This is a genomic window from Pseudonocardia sp. NPDC049154, from assembly GCF_040648315.1.
Classification (GTDB): domain Bacteria; phylum Actinomycetota; class Actinomycetes; order Mycobacteriales; family Pseudonocardiaceae; genus Pseudonocardia.
Map to the genome: position 1 here is coordinate 1 of NZ_JBEZDN010000006.1, position 24823 is coordinate 24823.

Here is a 24823-nt window from a genome sequence, read left to right on the forward strand (position 1 = left end):
GGCGCTCGGCGAGCAGACCTTCGCCGAGGCCGTGACCGAAGGGCGCCGCACGGGCCCCGGCCCGCTGACCTGCGCAGACTGACCCGATCGCGGACCTGTCCCGACCTGGCCGACCCGGACAGCGCGGGGACAGCGACCGGACAGCGGGCCCGCCGACCCTTCTCCCAGGCGTCCGAACCGCGGACGCGACCGGAGGAGGGATCGTCGCCGTGGGAGTACTCGAGCTGCGGGTGCCGGACATGACCTGCGAGCACTGCGTCCGCGCCGTCTCCGCCGGGGTCGGCGACGTCGCCGGCGTCACCGCCGTCGAGGTCGACCTGCCCGCCCGGACCGTGCGCGTGTCCGGTACCGCCGCGCCGGAGCGGGTGCGCGCCGCCGTCGCCCGCGCCGGTCACCGCTGCGCGCCCTGACCGCGCCCGCCCTCCACCGCCCTCGGAAATCGGGAGTCCCCTCGTGAAGACGCTTCTCCGCCCCACCACCCCGACCGGCCACTTCGTCCGCCACTACCTGGAGATGGTCGTGGCGATGGTCGTCGGCATGGTCGCCCTCGGCCCGCTGTGGTCCCTGGCCGGCGACGCCCTCGGCTGGACCCCGGTGCTCCACGCCACCGAGCCGGCGGCCCTGATCATGGCCACGAACATGTCCGTCGCGATGTGCGCCTGGATGCGGTTCCGCGGCCACGGGTGGCGGGCGACCCTCGAGATGGCCGGCTCGATGTACCTGCCGTTCCTCGTGCTGTTCCCGCCGCTGTGGTCCGGCCTGATCTCCGCGGGCACCGTCATGGTCGGCGGCCACGTGCTGATGCTGCCCGCGATGGCCGCGGCGATGCTGCTCCGGCGCGCCGAGTACACCGGCCACTGCCCGGCGCGGTCCTGACCCTTCCCCTTCCCTCGCCGCCGGGCGCGTCACGCCCGGCCGCCACTCCCGAAAGGAACGATCATGGTGGTCGAACTGCTCGTCGAGGGTGCCGTCGGCGGCGCCTTCTGGTCGCTCGTCGGCATCGCCCTGTCCCGCTACGTCCGCGACGTCGCCGGACGCATCCTGCTCGCCGGCGTGCTGATCGCCGCGGCCGTGTTCTACGTCGTGTTCGCCGCCCAGGGCGACGCCGGCGGCGGCTGGCTGGCCGCGGAGGTCGTCGGGATCCTGATCTACGGCGGGATGGCCGTGCTCGGCATCCGGCGCTCGCCGTACTGGCTCGCGGCGGCCTGGGCGCTGCACCCGGTGTGGGACATCGTGCTGCACAACATCGGTCCGGGCCGCGCCTTCGCGCCCGAGCCGTACACGATCGCCTGTCTGAGCTGGGACCTCGTGGTGGCCGCAGCCATCGCGGTGGCCTACGGCACGGGCTTCGTCGGCGGGCGCCGCACGCGCCCCGCTCCCGCCGACGCGGTGGCGGTCGACGCGGGCTGATCCCCTGGACAGCGGCCCGGCCCGGAGAGGGCCGGGCCGCTGTCGTGTCCGGGGGTTACTGCTGCGCCGGGGCGGACTGCGGGTTGCGCGCCGCCATCTCCTCCGACGCCTTGACGACCTGGACCATGTCGCCGATCTGCAGGTAGGTGAACCAGGCCTCGGCGTCGGCGGGCTCCAGGTGGATGCAGCCGGCCGACGACCGGTCCGGGCTGCCGGAGTGGAAGGCGATGCCGCCGTCGTTGAAGAACACCGACCACGGCATGGGGGCCGGGTCGCCGTTGGGCAGCCGCGACTCCTGGCTCAGGTGGTCCTTCTCCTTGCGGTACACCCGCAGGGAGTGGCCGATCGGGGTCTCCTGGCCGTTGCCGCCGGACGAGATCCGGACCGGGCCGCGCGTGACCTTCCCGTCCTGGATCAGCCAGGCACGCTGGGACTCGAGGTCCACGCAGGCCTTCGCCGAGACCGAGCAGGGTGTGCCCGCCACCAGCGGCTCCGCGTGCGCCCGCTGGGCGGCGGGCGACTCGGCGAAGGCGGGGCCGGCGACCAGGGCGCCGCCGAGTCCGATCGCGGCCACGACGGTCGCGAGGACCGCCCGGCGTGTGCCGGTGCGTGTGCCGGTGGCTGATGCGAAGCGCCGCGTACCCAAGCCCTGCCGCTCCTCGTGTCGGTGTGGTGGCTTCCGAGAGGAAGACGTCCACACACCCTCCGGGGTTGCTCGGTCACGATGAGTAGATATCCGTCGACGACCGCGCATCGGGTCCAACGCCCGCACACCCACACGGGAAACGCCCGCGCCGCGGCCGGTCACCCGCAGGCGCCGAACGGCGGGTCCTCACCCGAACGCCACGTGGTGCAGCCAGAGGTCGAGCAGGGCGGCGTCCCCGGAGACCTCCGGGGGCGCCGCGTCGTGTCGCCGGTAGATCAGCAGGAGCAGGTCCGTGAGCGGTGCCCGGACCGTCACGGCGGCGTCCCCCGTCCCGCGCCGCCAGGTGATGACCGGGCCGGTGAGGTCGACGAACCACGCGGCGTCGCGGTCGGTGGCCTCCAGCGCGAGCGTCCGGCCGGAGGCGAGCAGGTCCCGCTTCTCCGGGCGGAGATCGAAGTGCTGCGGGAGGACGTCGAGCTCCATCCACTCGTCCACGGCGTCGAGCGCCACCTCCGGCTCCACCGCGAACGGGGTGCCCGCGGCGAGGGCGGCGTCGGCCCGGTGCATCAGCGTCTCGTGGGCGAAGCGCCGGGCCCAGAAGGTGGTGCTACGGAAGTGGAAGGGGCCCCAGACCTCGGTGCCCGGGCCGGCGGCGCGCAGGGTGGCGGCCAGCCCATCGGCGCCCTCGCGCAGGTCGTCGGCGGGCAGCGGGCCGCGGTCGTCACCCAGGACGTTCCGCACGATCGTGTCGTCGGTGAACGTCGTCGCGCGGGTCCGGACGATCTGCTCGGCCCAGCGGTGGCCGCCGTCGACGTGCCGCGCGAGTGCGCCCAGGGTCCAGCCCGGGCACGAGGGCACGGGTGCGCGCAGGTCGGCGTCGCCCGCGTCGCGGACGAGCAGGTCCGTCTGCGTGACGATCTCGCTGCAGTGGCGGTCGAAGTCCATCGGGTCCTCCCGTACCGACGTCGTGTCGGGGAGTGGTCGGAGCCGGTCGCCCGCTCTCGACATCTCCTCTCGCGCGTCCTTCGCCCGGGTGGTTGGCTCCGGGCGTGGACCCGATCGACGAGTGGACGCAGGCGCAGCAGCGGGTCGTGGCGCTGGTCTCCGCGGCACCCGATCCCGAGGTGCGGGTGCCCGCCTGCCCGGACTGGACGGTGCGCGACCTGTTCTCGCACATGGTCGGCCTCGGCGCGGACGTCGTCGCCGGCGACGAGCCCGACGACCACAACGAGACCTGGACGGCCGCGCAGGTGGAGAAGCGGCGCGGGCACACCGTCGCCGAGCTCGTCGCCGAGTGGCAGGAGGTCGCCGAGCCGCTCCGCGAATGGATGCGCGACCACGGCGCCCGACCGCTCGGTGACGTGATCATCCACGAGCAGGACCTGCGCGGCGCGCTGCACGAGCCCGGGGCCCGCGACACCCCGGGCCTGCGGGCGATCCGGGACCGCTTCGCCGGTCGGCTGGCCGGCCGGCTGCCGGACGGGCCGTCGGTCGCCCTCGTCGGCGAGACGTGGCGGTGGACCGCGGCCGGCACCGTCGACGAGGCCCCGGTGCTGATCCGCGCCTCGGACTTCGACCTGGCCCGCCTGCTGATGACCCGCCGCTCCGCCGCCCAGCTCGCCCGCTGGACCGAGCGGGGCGACGTCGGCCCCTACCGCTCGGCCTTCGAGTCCCTCGGCGCGCTCCCGGAGCACGACCTGACCGACGGGTAGCGGGCTCAGTCGCCGTCGCGCAGGGTCAGGACCACCCGCAGGACGTGCTCCACGGCGGACTCGAACAGCGCGCCGCGCAGCTCGCCGCGGGTCGCGAGGTTCTGCGAGGCGAACTGGAGCATGCGCTCGGGCCCGACCCGGCGCACCACCAGCGCCGCGATCTCCTCGAGGTCCAGACCGGGGTTGTCCAGGCGGGCGAGCGCGAACTCGACCACCAGCTCCTCCTCCGTCACGCTGCCCTCCCCTCCCCGCCGTCCATCATCCCCCGGGCCCGGTCCCGCGCCGTTCACCACGCGCAGTTCGTGGGGCCGCACCCATCGTGGCTCGGCCGTCCGGCGGCTGTGGCGGTGCCGCGGGTGCCACAGCATGGGGGATCGACGCAGTTCGGGTCCCCGGCGACTGCCGGTCGGGCGTTCGTGCACCACCGTCCGCGAGCCCCTCGAGCGTCGGAGAAGACCATGCGTCCTGGTGTCGGGCCGTGTCGATCCCTGCGTGGCCGTGCCTCGCTGGCGGCCTGCGCGGTCCTGCTGCTCGCCGGCTGTGCGGCCCACACCGCGCCGGCCTCGCCCGCCCCGGCCGCGGTGGCGGCCACCACGACGTCGGCCGGACCCTCCCCGGTGCGGACGATCGACCCCGCCGCGCTCCGGGCCGCCGTGGAGGCGACGGTCCGGGAGCTCATGATCCCGGGTGCCGTGGTCGAGGTCCGCACCCCGCAGGGCGACTTCACCACGGCCGTCGGCACGACGGAGCGGGCCACGGAGGTGCCGCCCGGCACGGACACGCACGTCCGGATCGCCTCGATCACCAAGACGCTGACCGCCGCGGTGGTCGTGCAGCTGGGCCAGGAGGGCAAGCTGCGGTTCGACGATCCGGTGTCGACGTACATCCAAGGTGTGCCCGACGGCGACCACATCACCGTCGCCCAGCTCCTGACGATGCGCAGCGGCCTCTACGGCTACACGAACGATCCCGGGTTCGCGGCCACCCTCGACGCGGATCCGGGCAAGGTCTGGACGCCGCAGGAGGTGCTGGCCATCGGATTCGCCCACCCGCCACTGTTCCCGCCCGGTGCCGGCTACGACTACAGCAACACCAACTACGCCCTCCTCGGGCTGATCGTCGAGAAGGTCGACGGCAGGCCACTGGCGCAGGCCTATCGGGACCGCCTGTTGGGTCCGCTCGGCCTTGCTCAGTCGTCGCTCCCGGCGAGCACGGACACCTCGATCCCCGACCCGTACTCCCACGGCTACATGTACGGCGGCTCCGCCTACGCGATGGTGGACAGCGAGTACCCGCCGGACGTGCAGGCCGCGGCCCGGGCCGGGACGCTGCAACCGACCGACTACACCCACCAGAACTCGTCCTACGCCACCGCGGCCGGGGGTGCGATCTCCACCGCGGACGACCTCGCCGCCTGGATCGAGGCTCTCGTCGGCGGCGAGGTGTTCGACGCCGACGTCCAGCGCCGGTGGCTCGACAGCCCGCAACCCGCCCCGGGCCAGCCGGCGACCGCGCCGCAGTACGGGTACGGCATCGAGCGGCAGACCTTCACCCCGGGCGCCACCATGTACTTCCACTTCGGCGAGATGCCCGGCTACAACCTCTTCGCCGGCCACGACCCGGGCAACGACATCACGGTCGTGATCTGGAGCAACCTCACCGTGGGGCTCGACGGTCGGCAGACGGCGAACGCCCTGCTGATCACGGCGGTCAACCAGATCTACACCCTGCCGCAGCAGGCCGAGCCGGCGGCGCCGCCGACCACGACACGGTGACGGCACGACTCTTCTGGACTTGATCCAGTCAGCTTTCCGTGGTGGGATCGACGTCGTGCCGAGCCGCGCGCAGATCGAGCGTTCACTCCGCGAGGCGGCGCTGCGTGTCACCGCACCACGCAGGGCCGTGCTGTCGGCCGTGTACGAGCACCCGCACGCCGACACCGAGACCCTGCTCGCGGCGGCCCGGGCGCGACTCGGGTCGGTGTCACACCAGGCGGTGTACGACGTCCTGCGTGCCCTGACCGACGCGGGTCTGGTCCGCCGCATCCAGCCGGCCGGATCGGTCGCCCGCTACGAGGCGCGGGTGGGCGACAACCACCACCACCTCGTGTGCCGCTCCTGCGGCACGGTGCGGGACGTCGACTGCGCCGTCGGGGAGCCCCCCTGCCTGACCGCCGTCGACGACGGAGGCTTCGCGATCGACGAGGCCGAGGTCGTCTACTGGGGCCTCTGCCCCGCCTGCCAGTCCCCGCCCGCGGGCCGCTGAGCGCGCCCTCCACCGAAGAAGACCGCACCCACCACCAGGCCGGCCCTCCGGGACCGGCGTTCCCCGTGAGGAAGGACCTGACGTGACCGACCCGAAGCCACGCGACACCTCCGCGAGCCCGCAGGGCACCGACACCACCGCGAGCCGCAGCGAGAGCGAGAACCCCGCCCTCGCCGGCCCGTCCGCGCACACCGAGCAGCGGCCGCGGTCCAACCGCGACTGGTGGCCGAACCAGGTCGACCTGTCCGTCCTGACCAGGACCTCGCGCGAGTCCGACCCGCTGGGCGACGACGACTTCGACTACAAGAAGGCCGTCTCGCAGCTGGACTTCGAGGCCGTCAAGGCCGACATCGTCCAGGTCATGCGCACCTCGCAGGACTGGTGGCCCGCGGACTGGGGCCACTACGGCCCGCTGTTCATCCGCATGTCCTGGCACGCCGCCGGCACCTACCGCCAGCACGACGGCCGCGGCGGCGCCGGCGAGGGCGCCCAGCGCTTCGCGCCGCTCAACAGCTGGCCGGACAACGGCAACCTGGACAAGGCCCGCCGCCTGCTGCTTCCGGTCAAGCAGAAGTACGGTCGCAGCCTGTCCTGGGCCGACCTGCTGGTGCTCGCCGGCAACGTCGCCCACGAGGACATGGGCTTCCAGACGTTCGGCTTCGCCTTCGGCCGCCCGGACGTGTGGCAGCCGGACGAGGTCTTCTGGGGCCCGGAGGACACCTGGCTCGGCGACGAGCGCTACAGCGGCGAGGACCCGCTCGAGCTCGAGGGCGCCCTCGGTGCCGTCACCATGGGCCTGATCTACGTCAACCCGGAGGGCCCGAAGGGCTCGGCGGACCCGGTCGCGTCTGCCCACGACATCCGCGTGACGTTCGGCCGGATGGCGATGAACGACGAGGAGACCGTCGCCCTCATCGCCGGTGGCCACACCTTCGGCAAGGCGCACGGCGCCGGGAACCCGGACCTCGTCGGCCCGGAGCCGGAGGGCTGCCCGGTGTTCTCCGGCGGCCTCGGCTGGAAGAACCAGAACGGCACCGGCAAGGGCGCCGACACCGTGACCAGCGGCCTCGAGGGCGCCTGGACCCCGAACCCCACCCAGTGGGACAACGGCTACTGGGACATGCTGTTCGGTTTCGAGTGGGAGCTCACCGAGAGCCCCGCGGGCGCCAAGCAGTGGAAGCCCAAGGAGGCCGAGGGCCAGGAACTGGTGCCCGACGCCCACATCGAGGGCAAGAAGAACCCGCCGATGATGGCGACGAGCGACCTCTCGCTGCTCGTGGACCCGGAGTACCGCAAGATCTCCGAGCGCTTCCGCGACAACCCCGAGGAGTTCGCCGAGGCCTACCGCCGGGCGTGGTTCAAGCTCCTGCACCGCGACATGGGCCCGGTCTCGCGCTACGTCGGCCCGTGGGTGCCCCAGGAGGTCCTGGTCTGGCAGGACCCGGTCCCGGCCGTCGACCACGAGCTGCTGTCGGAGTCCGACGCCGCCGAGCTCAAGAAGCAGATCCTCGCCTCCGGCCTCACGGTGTCGCAGCTCGTGCACACCGCCTGGTCGTCCGCGGCCTCCTTCCGCACCACGGACAAGCGCGGCGGCGCGAACGGCGCCCGGCTGCGCCTGGAGCCGCAGGCGAGCTGGCCGGTCAACGCCGGCACGGCCGAGGTCATCGCGAAGCTCGACGAGGTCCGCCAGGCGTTCGGCAAGCCCGTCTCGCTCGCCGACACGATCGTGCTGGCCGGCGCCGCCGCCGTCGAGAAGGCCGCCGCGGACGCGGGTGTGCCGGTCACCGTGCCGTTCGCGCCCGGTCGCACCGACGCCTCGCAGGACCAGACGGACGTCGAGACCTTCGCCTTCCTCGAGCCGCGCGCCGACGGGTTCCGCAACTGGATCTCCCCGGACGTCAAGCTGGAGCCGGAGACGCTGCTCGTCGACCGGGCCTACAACCTCGAGCTCTCCGCCAAGGAGCTGACCGTCCTGATCGGCGGCCTCCGCGTGCTGGGTGCGAACACCGGCGGCACGCAGCACGGTGTCTTCACCGACAACCCGGGCGTCCTGTCGCAGGACTTCTTCCGCAACCTGCTCGACCTCGGGGTCGAGTGGAGCACCTCGAAGGACTCCGAGGGCGTCTACGAGGCCCGCGACGCCCAGGGCACCGTGGTGCGCACCGCCACCGCGGCCGACCTGGTCTTCGGCTCGAACTCCATCCTGCGCGGCATCGTCGAGGTCTACGGCGCCGACGACGCCAAGGAGAAGTTCGTCCGTGACTTCGTGAAGACCTGGGACAAGGTCATGAACCTGGACCGGTTCGACCTGCGCTGACCCCGGCTCCGACGACGCCCCGGTCCGCCGCACCCGCGGCGGACCGGGGCGTTCGTCGTCCGGTTGGGCAGAACTTCCTTGCCGGCGTCGGTGCCAGCTGATCCAGTATGGACATGGCTACGGGGTGTCGTAGCTACGGCTCCAGCCCGGCGCTTGGTAACGGGACGCTGCTCGGCTGGCCGTCGGATACCGCATCCGTTCCCGGCCGGCACCTCCCCGATTGATCCCTATGCTCGGCGCCATGTCTGACACGGACGGGCGGGTGCCGGATCTCCGCACGCTGCTGGAGCGCGTGGAGGCAGCTACGCCCGTCGACGCGATCGACGTCGCAGCCGACGAACTCGCGACGATGCTCGGAGCGCATCAGGTCAGCCTTCTGATCGCGGACTACAGCGGCCGGCTCCTCGTCCGGCTCGGACGCACTCCGGGCGCGACGGGCGGGCGGACGCAGGGCACCGAGAATGCCGAGTCCGTGCCGCTGGCGGGGACCGTGTACGAGGAGGTGCTGCGCACGCAGCAGGTCGCGGTCCGCGAGCTCGACGAGGGTACGCAAGTGACCGCTCCCGTGACCGTCCGCGGAGACGCCATAGGCGCGATGGATCTCGTGCTCACCACCCGCCCGAGCCCCCAGCAGATGGCGGAGATCGCGGGGATCGGACACGTACTCGGCCATATTGTGGTCGTGAACCGGCGTTACACGGATCTGTTCGAGTGGGGACAACGCACCACCGCCTTCTCGCTGGCCGCCGAGATCCAGCGACGGCTCCTGCCGCCCGCATTCACCTGCGAAGCGGGCCAGTTCACCCTCGCCGGCTGGCTCGAACCCGCCAGCACCGCCGGCGGCGACACCTTCGACTACGCCTTCGACCGAACAACCCTGCACCTGTCGATCACCGACGCCGCGGGTCACGACGTGGAAGCGGCACTGCTTGCCACGGTCCTCGTCGGCGCGCTTCGAAATGCCCGACGGACGGGGATGGACCTGAGCTCGCAGGTCATCAGAGCCAACGACAAGCTCGCGGCGAACTCCTCGCCGGGCTGGTTCGTCACGGGCCAAGTCGTACGTATCGACCTGAACCAGGAGACCGCGAGCATCGTCAACGCCGGCCACCCGAAACCCCTTCGGCTGCGCCAGGGCCGGGTCGAGGAGATCGAGCTCGCCATCGACATACCGTTCGGCCTCGAGCCCGGAAGATCCTTCCAGGTGCAGCCGCTCACGCTCGAACCCGGCGACCGAATCGTGTTCGTCACGGACGGAATGCTCGAACGGAACGCCGCCGACCTGGACTTTCACACCGCTCTGCGGGACACGGCCCACCTGCACCCGCGCGAGGTCGTGCACGCGGTCGGCGAGGCCGTGCTCCGGCTCACCGGCGGCAAGCTGCGCGACGACGCCACCGTGCTCTGCCTTGACTGGTACGGCGGGTCGGCGGGTCGCGCGACCCACCACGGGGCCAGCCAGGAGCATGCCTCCACGGAAGCTGAACGGTCCGGCCAGATCGCGGTGGCCGCACCTGAGCACGTCCCGCGCACTGGAGTCTCCTGAGGGCGTGTCTCCCAAAGCCTGCAGCCAGCTGACGACGGCCTTGAGGACGGCGCCGCCGCGGAAGGTCAACGCCAACTTGTCGTACCGGCGCCAGCAAATCGGCGCCCGATGTGCGGGAGAGCGCTCCCCACGGTAGGGACCGTCACCGGCGTCACGTCGAGGCGACGCGTGAACCGCCTCAGACACGGGTAGTTATTGGTAGGTGCCGCGTCCCCGTGGGGGACCTGGCGTCACCCGCTCTTGACCTCGGCGGAAGTATGCACGGCGCACCTTGCGACCGTGGTTCGTCGACAAGGGAGCACCTCGACGTGTCCACCTCTCTCCACGTGCGCGAGCCCTCGGTTGCTGAACCGAGAAGCAGTGCGGCAGGTGCAAAGCCGCTGCACGGGGACGCCCAGCCTCGTGGGCGCGCCTGGCTGGTGTATGCCTTCACCGCGATCCCGATGCTCGCCCTCGTCACAGCTGTTCCCACTGCATGGGGATGGGGCCTGTCCTGGCTCGACGTCGCGCTCGCTGTCGGTTTCTACCTGTTGTCCTGCCTCGGGGTGACCGTCGGCTTCCACCGCTACTTCACCCACCGCGCGTTCAAGGCCAACCGTGGCCTGCGCAACGGCTTGGCGATCGCCGGGAGCATGGCCATGCAGGGCGACGTGATCACCTGGGTCGCCGACCACCGTCGCCACCACGCGTTCGCCGACAAGGAAGGCGACCCGCACTCTCCGTGGCTGCACGGCACCACACCCGCAGGCCTGGCGAGGGGCTTCTTCCACGCCCACCTCGGCTGGCTCTTCGACCGCAGTACCACCAACGCCGACCGCTTCGTCCCGGACCTGCTCGCCGACCGCGACCTCGTCCGAATCAGCCGACGATTCCCGCTCTGGACCGTGCTCACCCTGCTCGCCCCCGCCCTCATCGGGGGCCTGGCCACCCTGTCCTGGTGGGGCGCGCTGACCGCGTTCTTCTGGGCCGGGTTGGTCCGCGTCGCAGTGCTGCACCACGTCACCTGGTCGATCAACTCGATCTGCCACATGATCGGCGACCGGCCCTGGAGCGCTCCCGGTAAGGCGACGAACGTGTGGCCGTTGGCGATCCTGTCGATGGGCGAGTCCTGGCACAACCTGCACCACGCCGACCCGACCTGCGCCCGTCACGGCGTCGACCCCGGCCAGGTCGACATCTCCGCCCGCGTCATCTGGGTGTTCGAGAAGCTCGGCTGGGCCCACCATGTCCGATGGCCCTCCACCGCACGCCTCGCCCGCCTCGCCGCCCGGGCCTGATCGCGGCGACCAGCGACCACGCCCTCGCGACCTGGTCCATCGACCCGGCCGCCGGAACGCGGCCACGCGAGCAACGTTCCCTGGAGCGATCTCGCGACGGAGTTCGCAGCCTCGACGATGGCCGGCGCGCGGACGTCGAGGCCGGCCAGGGCCACAAGAGGCAACAGGCCCACGGCATCCGAATCATGCAACTGTCGGATCAGCAGCTCGCCGGGGTCCTCGAGAAGCCTGCCAAGTGGATACGCGCCGCCGCCACATCAGCCGACCTGAACAGAGCTGTGCCGCACGAGACCGGGGAGAGAATGCTGTGAAGACGTCACGAAACGGATGTCGGCCGTGAGGCCCCCGTCCCCGACATCCACCTGCAAGTACTCCGAACTCGGAACGTGGCGTATCGCCAGCGAGGCCGGGAGCCGCCGGTGAGCCGCTTTGGTTCCGTCGTGCGCCGGTATCTCCTCGACCGCGCGTTGTTCGGCCGGCGCACCCGCCGGTCCTCCTACCACGGGCTCCCGTCCTCGAGCCTTCCGAGGCGCCGCGGACGGTTCGGGATGTAGGGGCCCCTGCCCTACTACTCGACCCGTACCGGGCGCGGTGCCGACGTCTCGGTCGGCGGTTGTGGATGTTGTCTGCCGCTGCCGCTGCTGGTCGTCCTCGGCATGGGAGCGGCGCTCCGCGCGCTCTGGCGGCGGGTGCACTGAACCGCCCGCCCGGCACGTCGCCTCCACTCTCGACCGGGTGCTCCTCTTCACGAGCGACTACAGAAAGCAGTCGATGACCGCAGAAGCCGCGGGCAGTCCTCACGTGATCACCGCCTCCCCGTTCAATCGGATCGTGGTGATCTTCAATCCGCACAGCACGGGGTCCGCGGCGGAGCTGGCCGAGGGACTCTGCGCCGATCTCAGCCGAAGGCTGCCGCGGACGTGGGTCCACCTGAGTCCGACCGAGCACGCCGGCCATGCCCGGGACCTGGCCAGGAACGCTGCCCGCACTCCTCGCTCGTTGATCGTGTCGGTGAGCGGGGACGGCGGCTACAACGAGGTCATCGACGGGGTCATGCAGGCCGGCGACACCGGCACGGTCTGCGCGGTCATGGCCGCAGGCAACGCCAACGACCATCGCCGGACCACCGGCGAACAGCCCCTCGGCGACGCCATCGTCGCCGGGGATGTCCGCCGCCTCGACCTGCTGCGCCTCACTGTCGGCCACGGACCCGACGCCCTCGTCCGGTACGCGCACTCCTACATCGGGATGGGGCTGACCCCGATCGTCGCCGTAGGCGCTGATGTCGATGGGCGCCGCGGCCGCCATCTCGGCGTACTGCGGGACCTCGCGCCCGGCCGACGCGCGGCGCGATGGTCCGGTGCCCGCCCGAACCAGAGCGAGAGACCGACCAGCCCGACGACGGCCGATTCGAGGTGATCGCTCTTCACCATGTGTCCAAGTGGAAGGTCCTCGGCCTCAACCCACAGCGACCCGGTACGGGTTCGTCACCCGTGGACCGACTCCGCTGCAGCTCGATGGGGAGGTCCTCCCCCTGGACGCGGACACTCCGGTACAGATCGAGATCGCGCCGGGCGCCCTGGCGACGCTCGGCTGACGGTGAGGGCCGTCCAGCTCACCCGCCCCTCCACCTTCCACTCGTAGGACACCATGCCAGCACCAGCACTCCCCGCCTGCCAGTCGGTCCTTCCCGGAGCCTTCACGTCCCGCCCTCGCATCGGCAGCGACACGCCCGACGGTGCGGCCCCGGTCGCGCGACGCACTATCCGGCTGCACGGTCACCAGGTGACCTACCTCGAGACCGGCGAGCACAGCGGCGGCCCGGCGGTGGTATTCCTGCACGGCCTCGCCAGCAGCAGCTCCTCGACCTGGCTGCCGGCACTCGAGCTGCTCGGCCATGACGTCCATGCGGTCGCACCCGATCTGCTCGGGCACGGGGAGTCCGCGAAACCGTGTAGCGGGGACTACTCCCTCGGCGCCTACGCCACAGGACTACGCGACCTGATCGTGGCCCTGGGCCTCGACCGGGTCACCGTGGTCGGGCATTCCTTCGGTGGTGGTGTGGCGATGCAGTTCGCCTACCAGTTCTCCGAGCTCACCGAACGGCTCGTGCTGGTCGCCAGCGGCGGGCTGGGCCGCGAGGTCAGTCACGTGCTCCGGGCGGCGGGCCTGCCCGGCACCGCACTGGTCCTGCGGACGCTTCCCGCGATGACCCCGTCCTGGCTCAGAAGACTGACCCACACGATCGTCCGGCTGCTTCCGGGCGGGCCGGCCGCCGACGTCGAAGAGCTCGGCCGGGCATGGGTTTCCTTCACCGACAGCGGAGCACGAGGCGCGTTCGTCCAGACCGTGCGCAGCACTCTCGACGGGTCGGGGCAGCGCCTCGACGGCACGGGCAGGCTCTACCTGCTCGCCGACACCCCCGTGCTGCTTGTCGCGGGTGCTCGGGACGCCGTCATCCCCGTCGCCCACTCCGAAGCCGCCCACCAGCTGTTGCCCGGCAGCCGTCTGCAGATCTTCGACCGAGCCGGACACTTCCCGCACTCCGAGCAGCCCGGTCGCTTCGCAGACGTGCTGGTTACCTTCCTTGCCACCAGTAGTACGCAGCGAGCGGACCGCACCGCGTTACGTCGACGGCTGCTGGATCCGAGCACGAGCGGCTGCGGCAGGTGAAGGTCACCTCTGACGCGAACGCACAGGCGTCGACTCCGCAGCCTCGCCGGACGGACGCCGGGAGAACTCGAACCGCCGGCCCCATGGGCCGCTTCAGAGACGGCCGGGAAGCGGACGACGTCCGTCTGCTGGTCCCCCGGATGCTGCGCGTCAGCGGCGCGATCGGCTGGCGGTTGCTGGTGGTTGCGGCGGCCCTGTACGTACTCGGGCAGGTCGTGGCCTACCTCGCCGCGATCGTCGTGCCGGTGGCGATCGCGCTGCTCCTCGCCGCCCTCCTGTCCCCCGCAGTCAGCCTGCTCCAGGCGCGTCGCGTGCCCCGCGGCCTGGCCACCGCGCTGGTGGTCGTCACCGGGCTGGCCGCGCTCGGCGGGGTCCTGACCTTCGTCGTCATCACCTTCGTCCGCGGCCTCCCCGCGCTCGTCGTCCAGCTCAGCACCAGCGTCGACTCGATCGTCAGCTGGCTGGCAACCGGGCCGTTCACGATCGGCCAGGCACAGCTCGCCGGCATCCAGCAGGAGGTACTCGACACCCTCAGCGCGAACCAGGCCGCCATCACCGCCGGCGCGCTGACCACCGCGGCCACCATCGGTGAGGTGCTCACCGAGATCCTGCTCGTGGTGTTCACCCTCATCTTCTTCCTCCACGGCGGAGCAGGGATCTGGCAGTTCCTGCTCGGTGCCGCCCCCCACGACGTCCGTACCCGGGTCGATGTCGCCGGGCGCCGCGGGGTCGCCGCCCTGGTCAGCTACGTCCGGGCCACTGCCGTCGTCGCCGTCGTCGACGCGGTCGCGATCGGGATCGGGCTCGCGATCCTCGGTGTCCCGCTCGCCGTCCCCCTCGCCGCACTGGTGTTGCTCGGCGCCTTCATCCCGATCATCGGAGCGGTCGTCGCCGGCGGCGTCGCGGTCGTCGTCGCGCTCGTAGCGCAGGGCCCGATCTCCGCCGTGATCGTGCTCGCGATCATCATCGGGATCATGCAGCTGGAGAGCCACGTCCTGCAGCCCCTGCTCCTCGGCCGCGCCGTCAAACTGCACCCCTTGGCCGTCATCCTCGCCATCGCCACCGGGCTGCTCGTCGGGGGCATCGCCGGAGCGCTCCTCGCGGTCCCGCTGCTCGCCGTGCTCAACTCCGGTATTCGGTCCCTGCGCAGTGAGGCCGACCAGCACACCGAACCTCGCGACGTGCACACCAGCGAACCCGAACAGACCGGACCCGACGAACCGGGGCTCGACCGCCAGCCCGAGCTCGCCCTCGATCCTGCACGGGAGCCGCGCCGGCCCGACTGAGCACGGAGAGGAGACGGCACCTGGGCATCCAGGTGATACGGCGGTCGTCCCCCTCGGTGGAGGCGGCGTGCTCGAGGCCGCCTCGACACCTCGTGGGCGTCTCTCGGTCCCCATGAGCAGGGAGTCGGCTTCACGGCCAACGGCAGCAACACATCCTGCCGAACCCAAAAATCTCACTCCGTGGAGGTAGACATCCGTCGACGGCTGTGGGTAGTCTCTTCCACGTCCGAGGGAAGAGAAGATCAGCACGGGAGATGACGTAACTACCCGTGGCGCAACACCAGCAAGTCGCAACACCAGCAAGTCGCAACACTGAGGAGAAGGGAAGCAGCACACTGTCAGACCCACTGTTGGTCGCGTGGGTACAACCTCGTCGGAACGGAAGGTGATTCTCGGTTATCACGCGGATGCGTTTCCCCGCAGGAGTCGGTTTTCAGGTTTCTGCGGGTCGAGGAAGCCGACGTTCGAGTCGGTCGATGGTGTGAAGAGCCAACCCTGGGGCCCTGGTGCGACTGCACCGGGGCCCCTCGTCCGTAGAGGTGTAATGACCCGAGACCCACAAGCCGCAGCCGACAAGTTCGACGACGAGCACTACCCCGCCTACACGATGGGCCGAGCGGCCGAGATGCTCGGCACCACGCCCGGATTTCTCCGCAGCCTGGACGAGGTGAAACTGCTTGCGCCACAGCGCTCACCCGGGGGGCACCGTCGCTACTCCCGATATCAGCTTCGGTTGGCAGCGCGGGTCCGGGCACTGGTCGACGAGGGCACGGCCCTCGAGGCGGCGTGCCGCATCGTCGTCCTGGAAGACCAGCTCGAGGACGCCCGGCGCATGAACGCCGAGCTGAACCAGCGCGTCCAGGCCGGCGGGCTCACCATGCCCACCGCCTCCGACTCGTCCTGATCGGCCAGCGGGGAGGACCGCCCCTCTTGCCTTCGCGCCGATCGCCACGTGGCGCCCGGCAGCAGGGTGGACACCCACGGCTGAGCGGACTTTGGGCCGCTCCCGCTGCTCGTGTGCGTGGTTGCGTCCACCAGGCCTGAGCGGAACGTGGGTGCGGACCGCCACCGCGGTCGACCTGGTCTTCGGCTCGAACTCCGTCCTGCGCGGCATCGTCGAGGTGTACGGCGCCGACGACGCCGAGGAGAAGTTCGTCCGACGTCGCCGGACGAAGTAGGCCAGCCTTGTCGCCGGACAGCAGGAGGGACCGATGACGAGTGACGGCCGGCGAGCGCGGGCGGCGGGCTCACAACCCGACGAGAAGGTCTTCCACCTCCTTCGACTCCGAGTGCCTCACGGCGCACCAGCGCCTCGTGGCGCAGGCAGAATCGGGTCAGAGGGGGGCGGCCCTCGAGGCAAGGACCGTCGGGCTCGCGTCGGGAGTACGGGAGCCCTACCGCCTCGGCACGATCATGGCTGGAACGGGCGCATGGCGGAGGATTTTCGAGGCGGCCGTGCCGAGGAACACCTGGGCCAGCGGCCCGGCGGCCGCGGACCCGAGTAGCAGGACGTCGCCGGGTTCCCAGGCGATGTCGTCGACGGCCTCCCGCCACTCGGTGCCGCACCCGATCACAACCTCCACGTCGGCGTGCCCGCTCTGGGCTCGGGCCTCCTCGAGGTGCTCGACCGCCGCGGCCGTGGTCCGGTGCGTCCACTGCTGGACGACGAGCTCCTCGGCCGAGGGTTCGATCGAGCCGCCGAACATGGTGAAGGGCCGGACCGTGAACGACGCGATCCGTAGCCGAACCTTCCACTGCTTCGCCAGGTCCGCACTGGTGGAGATCAGAACCGCCGCGTCTGCGTCGCCGCGGTACGCGGCCGTCAGCCGTTGGACGGGGACCGGACTCGACGGGTAGCCGCGCGGGGCGATCGCGACCGGCACCTTCGAGGTGTGTACCAGCCGCTCGGTCACGCTCCCGAGGGCGACCCTGCCGAGCAGGCCCGAGGACGACGACCCCACCGCCACGAGATCGGCGCTGTGCTGGTTCACCAGCTCCATCAGCCCGTTGGGGATCGAGGTCGAGTGGTGGACCGCCACGGAGATGTCGAGGTCGCCGGGCAGCCGGTCGACCAGTCGTCGGAGCGACTCGCTCGCCCGTGACGCCAGGTAGCCCCGGTACTCGTCCTCGATCGGATCGACACCGGCCGGCAGCGTCCGCTCCACGACCGCGGCGGCGATGACCCTCTCGCCGGTGGTGCGGGCCAGCTGCGTCGCGAGGTTGAGCGGCGCGCTGCCCTGCCTGCTGGAGCTGAAGCCGGCGATGATCGTCATTGGAAGGCCTGCTGCATCGCCACCGGGGTCGCCACGACGTGGGTCACCGGGACGTCCGGGTGTTCCGTGCGGGCGCGGTCGACGACGTCGAACCGGTGCCAGACGGATGCCTCGAGCGGCAGGGTGGCGATGACGATCTGATCCGGGTGGAATGTGTCGACGGCGTTGGCGAGCGCTCGCAGCGGCCGGTAGTCCCCCAGCGCGCCGTCGACCTGCACGTTCTCCGAGCGCAGGGTGGACAGCGTGTGGTCCAGCCGTGCCTGGGCCGCGGCCTGGGTGGCCTCCATGACGTCGAGCGGGCCGTGCGTCGCCGCGGTACCCGTCTCCACGGGGCTGGCAGGCACCGCGACGAAGTAGTGGGTGGCCCGGTCGGCGCCGATGCGGCGCAGCTCGTCGAGCAGCTCGTCGGAGTTCGCGGTCTCGTTGGCCAGTACCAGCACTCGACGCGGCTCCACGGCCGGGGCCATCTCCTGCGGCACCGGGCGGCGGGCGATGAACCACTTGTTGGCGAAGTAGAACGCGATCACGACCGCCCAGGACAGCAGGCTCAGGACCAGTTGCGACCGCGTGTCCGGCTCGAGGCCCATCTGAGCCAGTATCGCCACGATCCCCAGCACGGTGAGGATCGACAGTCCGGGGAACAGCCACATCTTCACCCGCAGGTGCTCGGATCCGCTGCGGCGCCGCAGGACGATCTGAGATATCCCGATGAGGACGTAGACGAACAGGATGATGGCGCCGCTGGAGTTGAGCAGGAACGCGAAGATCGTGTCCGGCGACACCGCGGCGGCGATGACGCACAGGAAGCCGACGAGCGATGACGCGAGGATCGCGACGGCCGGCACGCCCCGCTTGGTCACGCTGACCAGTTGCAAGGGTGCCTCGCGGCGGGCCGCAAGGACGAACAGCATGCGTGACGCGGTGTACATGCCCGAGTTGAGGCAGCTCAGTACCGCGGTCAGCACCACGGCGTTCATCACGTCGTCGGCGTACGGGATCCCCATCTGGGTGAACGCGGCGACGAACGGCGACGCGGCCACGGTCGAGTCGTTCCACGGCAGGATGATCGTCAGCAGCAGGATCGAGCCGATGTAGAAGGTGGCGATGCGCGCGATCACCGAGTTGGCGGCCTTGGCCACCGCCCGCTCCGGGTCCTTCGACTCGGCCGCGGCGATCGTGGCGACCTCGGCGCCCGTCATCGAGAAGATCACCGTCACGACCGCGGCGGTGATCCCCCAGATTCCGAAGGGCAGGAATCCGCCGTGCGCGGTCAGGTTGGAGAAGTCCATGGACTTACCCGGCCACAGCCCGAACACGTACGCCAGACCGATCACGAGGAACACCACGATCGCAGCGACCTTGATTCCGGCGAACCAGAACTCGAACTCGCCGAACGACGAAACCGAGAACAGGTTGGTCAGGGTCATCGCGGTCAGGAGAACAAGGGAGACCAGCCACAACGGAACGCCCGGGATCCAGTACTGGACGATCTTCGCTCCGGCGATCGCCTCGAACCCGACGATGATCACCCAGAAGTACCAGTACAGCCAGCCGACCGAGAAACCCGCCCAGCCTCCCATTGCATCGCGCGCGTAGTCGGCAAACGAGCCGGTCGACGGGTTGGCCACCGCCATCTCGGCGAGCATCCGCATGACCATGATGACCAGGAACCCGCACAGCGCATACGTGATGAACGCGGCGGGCCCGGTGCTGCCGATGACCACGCCAGAGCCGACGAACAGGCCCGCTCCGATCACCCCGCCGATGGCGATCATCCTCAGCTGACGCTCACTCAGGCCCTTTTTCAGTGCCGTTGCGCTCATGAGATTTGCCCATCAATCGCGATTGCCGTGGAGGCTGTCCTCACGCTGCCGCGACCGTGCAGCGGCCGACACCTCGTCCGGTTTCCGTCGACCGACGTCATGATCAGTGTTGCGAAAGGCGCGCCGAGTTATTCGAAGGACACGGTGCACCGCCGGTGGGGACACGTCAAGAAATAACTCAGCTCACATGATGACTCGGAGATCAATCGGCCGAAACGGGACGGATTGATTGCTTTGAGTGTTTCAGGTGAAATACCCCTTTCATCCGGACTACTGCTGCCCGCCGGGCTGCCCGGTCGTGTTGCTGGTCCACGAGGAGCGTCCCTGGACGTGGGGCGGGCTGGGGAGTACACCCTCGCGGTCCCGGCGTCGCCGACCGCGCCGCCCGACCCCGTGGACCCCCTTGGACGTGCGTGGTGACCTTTCGATCGGTTCGTCGCCGAGGACCGGGCAGATGTGGCGCTCCGCGTCGCCGACGTCGTTCTTGCGGGTCGACTCCTCGAGCTCGTGGGTCTCGTGCCAGGACTCGATCGTCGTCCGCAGCGGGGCGCGGGTCTTGGCGTGGCACTGCTCGGCGACCTGCGCCCTGAACTTCCGAAGCATCTTCCGGAGTTGCCGCGGCGCCGGATCATCCCCTCGGTGCCGGGCTTCGGCGGGTTCTCGGCCACGCAGCGACGGTAGGCATAGCCACTGTCATGGCCATCACAGTCTAGCGATCTTTCCGCCAGCGTTTCCACTGGTGAGCGGTGGTGGAGACGAGGGGAATCGAACCCCCTAACCCCCGCCTTGCAAAGGAAACCGGCGATGTGAGCTGTGTTGCATTCTGCAGGTCAGGGGGTCATCGCCGTTGCATGGGCTGTCCTGAGTGATGTGAGACGGCGGTAGTTCATTGCCATCGTCAGTGCCATTTTGTCCATGGTGGACATACGCGGATAAACGAGCACTCTCGTCGGGAAGTGATCAGCCATCGGCGGGGCCGCCTCTTCAGAGGCGTTCGACGCGGTCGGCCTGCGGGCCCCGGTCGCTCTGACGCACCGCGTACCGGACCCGGTCACCCTTCTGCAGCGGCTCCGACCCCATGACCACGGACACGTGGGCGAAGAGATCGTCGCCGCCTGCGTCCGGGGTGATGAAGCCGAAGCCGCGGTCGCCGTCGTAGCGCGCGACGACGCCCTCGCCGCCTCGTACGGGCACGTCCCGCACCGCCGGCCCTGCGGCCGCAGCAGGTGCCGACCGCTGCAGCGCCGTCCGGGGCTCCCGGACCAGGTGCACGTCGCGGGCCTGCGGGCCCTTGTCTCCACTAGCCACCTCGTAGGCGACGCGGTCGCCCTCCGCGAGCCACGTCAGCCCCTCGGCCAGGGCCCGGGCGTGAACGAAGACGTCCCCGGTGCCGGAGTCGGGGTTGATGAAGCCGAAGCCCTTGTCCTCGTCGTACCAGGCGACCGTGCCGTCGGCACCGTCCGCGCCGTCCGCAGCGGGTAGGCCGGCCCCCGCTCCCAGCGGGATCACGTGCCCGGCCTGCGGGCCGCGCTCGCCTTCGACGATCAGGAAGGCCACCCGCTGCCCCTCGGTGACCACACCGCCGGTCACGATGGCGGAGCTGTGCACGAAGATGTCGGCGCCGCCGCCGTCCGGCGACGCGAAGCCGTACCCCTTGCCCGGCTCGTACCAGTTGACGGTGCCGAGCAGGCCCACGGCGCTGCCGGTGGCCGCATCGGCGGTGACGCGAACGCGCAGCGCCTGGGGTCCGCGGTCGTTCTCGCCGACCTCGAACACGACGGCCTGACCCTCGCGGAGCACTTTCGCGCCGCCGTCCCCGACGATCTCGGAGGCGTGCACGAACACATCCGGGGAGCCGTCCTCGGGCGCGAGGAAGCCGAAACCCCGTTCGGCGTCGAACCAACGGACGGTCCCCTGCGGCATCAAAGGCTCCAGGTCGAGAGGGCGGGCACTGGTCCCCAGTCTCCCTGACAGACCTCGCGGTCCTCGGGCCGGGCCCCACAGGCGGGCGGTGCGGAGCCAGGCGAGGGCCGTTGGTTCACCTCGTGCCTCGTCGCAGAAGGTTGACGTCGTAACCCTCGAAGACTGTCGCGAGCGTCGCGAGGTTGACGTGCCGCGCCGGCCGCCCGGCAGCCCGGTGTCACGAGGAGCGGTCCGGCCCGTCCTCGCGCGGGCGGTGCAGGACGAGCGCTCCCGGCCCGATCTCGACGAACGCCACCTCGTCGAGCGCAGTGAGGATCGCGTCGAGGTTCGCGGCGAACAGCGCCAACAACGCGGTGTTGGTGATGTTGCCGGTCGCGACCACGAGCAGCCGACGAGGCGACCCGGACAACAGGTGTCCGTCTCGGAAATCGCGGTCCTTGGTCACGACCACCCGACCATCCTGGTCGGCCAGGACGGCGATCTGCGCGTCCGTCGTGCGGTTGCCGTCCGGCAGATCGGTCGTGTGCAGCGCGTCATGGCCGGCGTCGGTCAAGGCCCGCGCCAGTCGCGCAGGCAGCTGCGCGTCGACGAGAAACCTCACGCGGCGCCGAGCGGGACCACCCGACGCCGACCTGCCGCCAACGCGCCGAACTCCAAGGCCGCGAGCAGATCGTCACGTTCGAGGTCGGGGTAGTCCTCGAGCACCTCGTCGATGCTCATGCCTGCCGACAACAGTTCGAGCAGGCTCTCGACGGTGTAGCGCAGACCCCGCACCGTCGGCTGGCCGTGGCACACCGCCGGATCCGAGGTGATGCGGTCCAGACGCGTCATGAGCACAGCGTACCGACGCGAAGGGGCCGGTACCGAGCTGATCCAGCTGGGCTGGCGCCCAGGCTGCACTCCGACGGCACGGGACTGCCCAGACTCTGGTTGACCCGGGTCGGGTAGGGGCTCAGGCCGCGTGAGCGGCCTGGTTGAGTATCTCGAACTCGACTGGGGTGAGCCTGCCGAGGGTGTCTTGTCGTCGGCGGCGGTGGTAGGTGCTCTCGATCCAGGACACGATCGCGAGGCGCGGCTCGGCGCGAGTGGCCCAGCGCCGGCGGTTGAGCACGTTCTTCTGCAGGAGGCTGAAGAACGACTCCATCGCGGCGTTGTCCGCGCAGGTCCCGACCCGACCCATCGACCCTTGGAGCTGCGCTTCACGCAGAACCCGCTGGTAGGCGTGGGAGCGGAACTGGCTGCCTCTGTCGGAGTGGACGATCGCGGTCGCGTCCGGCGCGCGTAGCGCGATGGCGTTGCGCAGCGCGTCGACAGCGAGCTGGGAGGTCATGCGGGTGTCGATGGAGTAGCCCACGATCCGCTTGGAACAGGCGTCCTTGACCGCGCAGAGGTAGAGCTTGCCCTCGGCGGTGGGGTGCTCGGTGATGTCGGTGAACCACAACAGGTTCGGCGCCGCGGCGGTGAACTCGCGGCCCACGAGGTCGTCGTGCACCGGTGGGCCCGGGCGGCGGTAGCGGCCCCGTCGACGGGCGTGGACCGACCACAGCTTCTGCAGTGTGCAGAGCCGGTTCACGCGGTTGCGCGAGGCCGTCCAGCCCTGAGCAGCGAGTTCGTCGGTGATGAAGCGGTAGCCGAACTCGGGGTCGTCGTGGTGCACGTCGACGGCGGCGTTGAGCAGGTGCGCGTCGTCGTAGTCCCGGTCGCAGACGGGCTTGGCCCGCCACTTGTAGAAGGCCTGCTTGCTGAAGCCCAGCACCCGGCAGGTCACCGCGACGGGGATGTTGTCGGCGGCGAGGTGCGCCGACCAGCGGGTACATCATTTTGGGAGCACGTCGCGGGCGAAGTAGGCAGTGGCGCGCCGCAGGATCTCGTTCTCCTGCTCGAGCTGCTTCGGGCGTTTGCGCAGCTCGCGGTTCTCCGCCTCGAGGTCGCCCTCGCCCGCCCTGGCCGGCGGGTCGGGTGTGTCCGGGGTGAGGCCGTCTTCGCGGTCGGCGATCTTGAGCCAGCGTGAGAGGCAGGACTCCGAGATCCCGAAGTTCCGCGCGGCCGCGGCGATGGACTGGTCGCCCTGGCGGGCGACAGCGATCACGTCGCGGCGGAACTCCTTCGGGAACGGCTTGGGCACGATGTCGATCCTTCCAGCGAGGAGCTCGTCCTCACAGGCCAGGAGTCAACCGAACCCTGGGCAGTCCCAGACCGCTGAAACCGGCCTGGAGGCCATCGTGTGGACCCTCATCGCGCTGCGCTAGGAGCGCTGGTGCACTACGTCGCGGCGTGCGCCTGGTGGCCGTTCACGGCCTGCCGGCGCTGCCTTGGAACTGGCAAGAAACGCTCGCCGAGCGGCAAGGCGTGGCGGCCGTGCCCGCGATGCGGCGGCAACGGACGGCGCGTCCGGCTCGGTCGGCGCATCTACGAAGTCTTCCGCAGCGGCACGTAGGGCCGAGGGGAGCGAGCACGATGAGAGGCGTGGCGACGTCTGTAGTTCGGCGATCTCAAATCCATATCTTCTGAGCGCCAGGCCGTAACGACGAGATCAACATGATCGACGTCAGGCGCGACAGCTCCCCTCCTACGTCCTCGGAGTCATCGGTGACGGCCCCTCCTCCTAGCTCAGGTCCGCCCGCATCTCGACCGGCGCGCACATGGCTAACCGCGATCCCCGACCGCTACTTCTGGGGGGTCCTCGGGCTATGTGCGCTTGCACTCGTCGGGTGGTACGTCTCCCCGGTCATCTACAACTCGACGCTCCCGAGCGGGAGCGGCTCGTCGTCTGCGTCGCCGTCTCCATTGCCACCCGCGCCCGGCACATTGATGAGAAATAACGAGGGGCCTTGGATCGCGACCAGCCCCGAGCAGGACGCAGAATTCGATGCACAGCTGCCCGCCATCAAAGCCATGACGATCTACGTGCCTAGACTCGATGGCACTGTGACGGTTACGAATATGCAAGATTTCAGCGATGAACATCTTGAACAGTCAGCCCGACGAGACTGCGGCTTCATGGTGCGCGACGGCTACAGCGTGAATGATTGGATCCAAAGGCAGACTCAGAACGCACCTTACTGGTACCAGTATCAGGCCGCCTTTGATGCGTTGGCGCGCGATACCTATTGCCCGTCGGTGCCCATCATCTAGTCCTGTGCGTTGCGCAGGTCCACCTGCCCGCGCTCGGCTCGGGCGGCAGGGACCTGACAAGTCAAGCCTCCGTACACAGCTCGGCCCCGGCGGCGCGTCTGCGCGTCCGGGGCCGAGGGCGCCGCTTCTGCAGGATGCTTCAGGGGGGCTGTTTCTCCCGGCAAGGTACAGCTCAGAGTGCGAGGCGCTAGAAACCTGGTCGGCCGCGACGGTCTGAGTGGAGACCGCTTGTGCAGCGGCCGGCCGGACCCGTAGCGCAGAATGGGGCTGGTCCTGCTTCCCCCGGGACGGTCCTGCTGTACACCCACGAGGGGGAAGACGTGAACCGACGCGACTACGAGGCTGCCGAGAAGTTCCGCAGAGACCGCGCGATCGTCAGCGCGGCCGCGGACCGGGTCCGTAATGGCCTCACCCCGCTGCCCGATCCCGACCGCTACCGCGGGCCGCTCGGCGAGCTGCTCAACGGCCTGGCCGACGACCTCGATCGCATGGCGCCGGCCAACCGGGAGCACCGCGCAGCGGCCGCAGGGCCTGGAC

24 protein-coding genes and 2 pseudogenes are annotated in these 24823 nt (G+C 70.4%); 15 read left to right on the forward strand and 11 right to left on the reverse strand.

The window, feature by feature from the left end:
- The first annotated feature begins 209 nt into the window (after window positions 1–209).
- The 3 genes from AB0B41_RS05360 to AB0B41_RS05370 all read left to right on the forward strand — a co-directional run bounded on the left by AB0B41_RS05360 (window position 210) and on the right by AB0B41_RS05370 (window position 1410).
- Window positions 210–410, forward strand: coding sequence for a heavy-metal-associated domain-containing protein (locus tag AB0B41_RS05360; protein WP_358199229.1), 201 nt, complete (start codon window positions 210–212; stop codon window positions 408–410).
- Window positions 411–453: 43 nt separating this feature from the next.
- Window positions 454–876, forward strand: a complete 423-nt coding sequence (locus AB0B41_RS05365) for a hypothetical protein (protein WP_358199231.1) — start codon at window positions 454–456, stop codon at window positions 874–876.
- A 63-nt stretch (window positions 877–939) separates the two neighbouring features.
- Window positions 940–1410 carry a DUF6010 family protein gene (locus AB0B41_RS05370; RefSeq protein WP_358199233.1) on the forward strand — a complete coding sequence of 157 codons (471 nt, stop codon included), beginning with the start codon at window positions 940–942 and terminating at the stop codon, window positions 1408–1410.
- A 55-nt stretch (window positions 1411–1465) separates the two neighbouring features.
- Here AB0B41_RS05370 and AB0B41_RS05375 read toward each other — a convergent pair whose 3' ends face one another.
- Together AB0B41_RS05375 and AB0B41_RS05380 are read right to left on the reverse strand one after the other, a co-directional pair.
- Window positions 1466–1984 carry a L,D-transpeptidase gene (locus AB0B41_RS05375; RefSeq protein WP_358199235.1) on the reverse strand — a complete coding sequence of 173 codons (519 nt, stop codon included), beginning with the start codon at window positions 1982–1984 and terminating at the stop codon, window positions 1466–1468.
- Window positions 1985–2242: 258 nt separating this feature from the next.
- On the reverse strand, window positions 2243–3001 hold the full coding sequence (locus AB0B41_RS05380) for a maleylpyruvate isomerase family mycothiol-dependent enzyme (RefSeq protein ID WP_358199238.1): 759 nt from the start codon (window positions 2999–3001) through the stop codon (window positions 2243–2245).
- A 104-nt stretch (window positions 3002–3105) separates the two neighbouring features.
- On the opposite strand from AB0B41_RS05380, the gene AB0B41_RS05385 reads away from it, so the two are divergent.
- The gene (locus tag AB0B41_RS05385) at window positions 3106–3768 is read left to right on the forward strand and encodes a maleylpyruvate isomerase family mycothiol-dependent enzyme (RefSeq protein WP_358199240.1); all 663 of its coding nucleotides are present in this window, start codon (window positions 3106–3108) and stop codon (window positions 3766–3768) included.
- Between the two features lie 5 nt (window positions 3769–3773).
- Here AB0B41_RS05385 and AB0B41_RS05390 read toward each other — a convergent pair whose 3' ends face one another.
- Window positions 3774–4001, reverse strand: coding sequence for a hypothetical protein (locus AB0B41_RS05390; protein ID WP_358199242.1), 228 nt, complete (start codon window positions 3999–4001; stop codon window positions 3774–3776).
- 225 nt (window positions 4002–4226) lie between these two features.
- Here AB0B41_RS05390 and AB0B41_RS05395 point away from each other — a divergent pair, with 225 nt between their 5' ends.
- The 10 genes from AB0B41_RS05395 (at window position 4227) to AB0B41_RS05440 (ending at window position 16310) form a co-directional block, all read left to right on the forward strand.
- Window positions 4227–5543, forward strand: a complete 1317-nt coding sequence (locus AB0B41_RS05395) for a serine hydrolase domain-containing protein (RefSeq protein WP_358199244.1) — start codon at window positions 4227–4229, stop codon at window positions 5541–5543.
- Window positions 5544–5598: 55 nt separating this feature from the next.
- Entirely contained in the window at window positions 5599–6033 is a 435-nt protein-coding gene (locus tag AB0B41_RS05400) for a Fur family transcriptional regulator (protein ID WP_358199463.1), read from the forward strand.
- An 82-nt stretch (window positions 6034–6115) separates the two neighbouring features.
- A complete protein-coding gene (katG, locus tag AB0B41_RS05405) occupies window positions 6116–8350 on the forward strand; it encodes a catalase/peroxidase HPI (RefSeq protein ID WP_358199246.1) in 2235 nt (744 codons plus the stop codon).
- A gap of 241 nt (window positions 8351–8591) precedes the next feature.
- Entirely contained in the window at window positions 8592–9896 is a 1305-nt protein-coding gene (locus tag AB0B41_RS05410; protein ID WP_358199248.1) for a PP2C family protein-serine/threonine phosphatase, read from the forward strand.
- Between the two features lie 308 nt (window positions 9897–10204).
- Window positions 10205–11173 carry an acyl-CoA desaturase gene (locus AB0B41_RS05415; RefSeq protein WP_358199250.1) on the forward strand — a complete coding sequence of 323 codons (969 nt, stop codon included), beginning with the start codon at window positions 10205–10207 and terminating at the stop codon, window positions 11171–11173.
- A 591-nt stretch (window positions 11174–11764) separates the two neighbouring features.
- A complete protein-coding gene (locus tag AB0B41_RS05420; protein ID WP_358199252.1) occupies window positions 11765–12592 on the forward strand; it encodes an acylglycerol kinase family protein in 828 nt (275 codons plus the stop codon).
- A gap of 366 nt (window positions 12593–12958) precedes the next feature.
- Complete coding sequence (locus AB0B41_RS05425) at window positions 12959–13846, forward strand: alpha/beta hydrolase (protein WP_358199254.1); 888 nt, start codon at window positions 12959–12961, stop codon at window positions 13844–13846.
- An 83-nt stretch (window positions 13847–13929) separates the two neighbouring features.
- Window positions 13930–15132 carry an AI-2E family transporter gene (locus AB0B41_RS05430; RefSeq protein ID WP_358199256.1) on the forward strand — a complete coding sequence of 401 codons (1203 nt, stop codon included), beginning with the start codon at window positions 13930–13932 and terminating at the stop codon, window positions 15130–15132.
- A gap of 544 nt (window positions 15133–15676) precedes the next feature.
- Window positions 15677–16036: a MerR family transcriptional regulator gene (locus AB0B41_RS05435; protein WP_358199258.1), complete on the forward strand. Its 360-nt coding sequence runs from the start codon at window positions 15677–15679 to the stop codon at window positions 16034–16036.
- A gap of 151 nt (window positions 16037–16187) precedes the next feature.
- Entirely contained in the window at window positions 16188–16310 is a 123-nt protein-coding gene (locus tag AB0B41_RS05440; protein ID WP_358199480.1) for a hypothetical protein, read from the forward strand.
- A gap of 216 nt (window positions 16311–16526) precedes the next feature.
- On the opposite strand, the gene AB0B41_RS05445 is transcribed toward AB0B41_RS05440, so the two are convergent.
- From AB0B41_RS05445 to AB0B41_RS05480, 8 genes and pseudogenes are all read right to left on the reverse strand, one after another.
- Window positions 16527–17405 (reverse strand): universal stress protein, encoded by an 879-nt coding sequence (locus tag AB0B41_RS05445; RefSeq protein WP_358199259.1) that lies wholly within the window; start codon window positions 17403–17405, stop codon window positions 16527–16529.
- Window positions 17402–19228 (reverse strand): amino acid permease, encoded by a 1827-nt coding sequence (locus AB0B41_RS05450; RefSeq protein WP_358199260.1) that lies wholly within the window; start codon window positions 19226–19228, stop codon window positions 17402–17404. The genes AB0B41_RS05445 and AB0B41_RS05450 overlap by 4 nt, the downstream gene beginning before the upstream one ends.
- Before the next feature lie 270 nt (window positions 19229–19498).
- Window positions 19499–19831, reverse strand: a complete 333-nt coding sequence (locus AB0B41_RS05455) for a hypothetical protein (RefSeq protein ID WP_358199262.1) — start codon at window positions 19829–19831, stop codon at window positions 19499–19501.
- A 381-nt stretch (window positions 19832–20212) separates the two neighbouring features.
- Window positions 20213–20923, reverse strand: a complete 711-nt coding sequence (locus AB0B41_RS05460; protein ID WP_358199465.1) for a cold shock domain-containing protein — start codon at window positions 20921–20923, stop codon at window positions 20213–20215.
- A 30-nt stretch (window positions 20924–20953) separates the two neighbouring features.
- A pseudogene (locus AB0B41_RS05465) lies at window positions 20954–21151 on the reverse strand (cold shock domain-containing protein); the annotation flags it as partial.
- 217 nt (window positions 21152–21368) lie between these two features.
- Complete coding sequence (locus AB0B41_RS05470; protein ID WP_358199264.1) at window positions 21369–21752, reverse strand: DUF5615 family PIN-like protein; 384 nt, start codon at window positions 21750–21752, stop codon at window positions 21369–21371.
- Window positions 21749–21982, reverse strand: a complete 234-nt coding sequence (locus AB0B41_RS05475) for a DUF433 domain-containing protein (protein WP_085914069.1) — start codon at window positions 21980–21982, stop codon at window positions 21749–21751. The genes AB0B41_RS05470 and AB0B41_RS05475 overlap by 4 nt, the downstream gene beginning before the upstream one ends.
- Before the next feature lie 121 nt (window positions 21983–22103).
- A pseudogene (locus tag AB0B41_RS05480) lies at window positions 22104–23276 on the reverse strand (IS3 family transposase).
- A 770-nt stretch (window positions 23277–24046) separates the two neighbouring features.
- Between AB0B41_RS05480 and AB0B41_RS05485 the strand changes: the two are divergent.
- Complete coding sequence (locus AB0B41_RS05485) at window positions 24047–24286, forward strand: DUF732 domain-containing protein (protein ID WP_358199267.1); 240 nt, start codon at window positions 24047–24049, stop codon at window positions 24284–24286.
- Window positions 24287–24823 lie beyond the last annotated feature (537 nt).

Coding starts and splice junctions, on each gene's coding strand:
- AB0B41_RS05475 (WP_085914069.1), bottom strand. CDS start 21,982: ATGACGCGTCTGGACCGCATCACCTCGGATCCGGCGGTGTGCCACGGC.
- AB0B41_RS05445 (WP_358199259.1), bottom strand. CDS start 17,405: ATGACGATCATCGCCGGCTTCAGCTCCAGCAGGCAGGGCAGCGCGCCG.
- AB0B41_RS05410 (WP_358199248.1), top strand. CDS start 8,592: ATGTCTGACACGGACGGGCGGGTGCCGGATCTCCGCACGCTGCTGGAG.
- AB0B41_RS05455 (WP_358199262.1), bottom strand. CDS start 19,831: ATGCTTCGGAAGTTCAGGGCGCAGGTCGCCGAGCAGTGCCACGCCAAG.
- AB0B41_RS05435 (WP_358199258.1), top strand. CDS start 15,677: ATGACCCGAGACCCACAAGCCGCAGCCGACAAGTTCGACGACGAGCAC.
- AB0B41_RS05450 (WP_358199260.1), bottom strand. CDS start 19,228: ATGAGCGCAACGGCACTGAAAAAGGGCCTGAGTGAGCGTCAGCTGAGG.
- AB0B41_RS05485 (WP_358199267.1), top strand. CDS start 24,047: ATGACGATCTACGTGCCTAGACTCGATGGCACTGTGACGGTTACGAAT.
- AB0B41_RS05370 (WP_358199233.1), top strand. CDS start 940: ATGGTGGTCGAACTGCTCGTCGAGGGTGCCGTCGGCGGCGCCTTCTGG.
- AB0B41_RS05395 (WP_358199244.1), top strand. CDS start 4,227: ATGCGTCCTGGTGTCGGGCCGTGTCGATCCCTGCGTGGCCGTGCCTCG.
- AB0B41_RS05430 (WP_358199256.1), top strand. CDS start 13,930: ATGGGCCGCTTCAGAGACGGCCGGGAAGCGGACGACGTCCGTCTGCTG.
- AB0B41_RS05380 (WP_358199238.1), bottom strand. CDS start 3,001: ATGGACTTCGACCGCCACTGCAGCGAGATCGTCACGCAGACGGACCTG.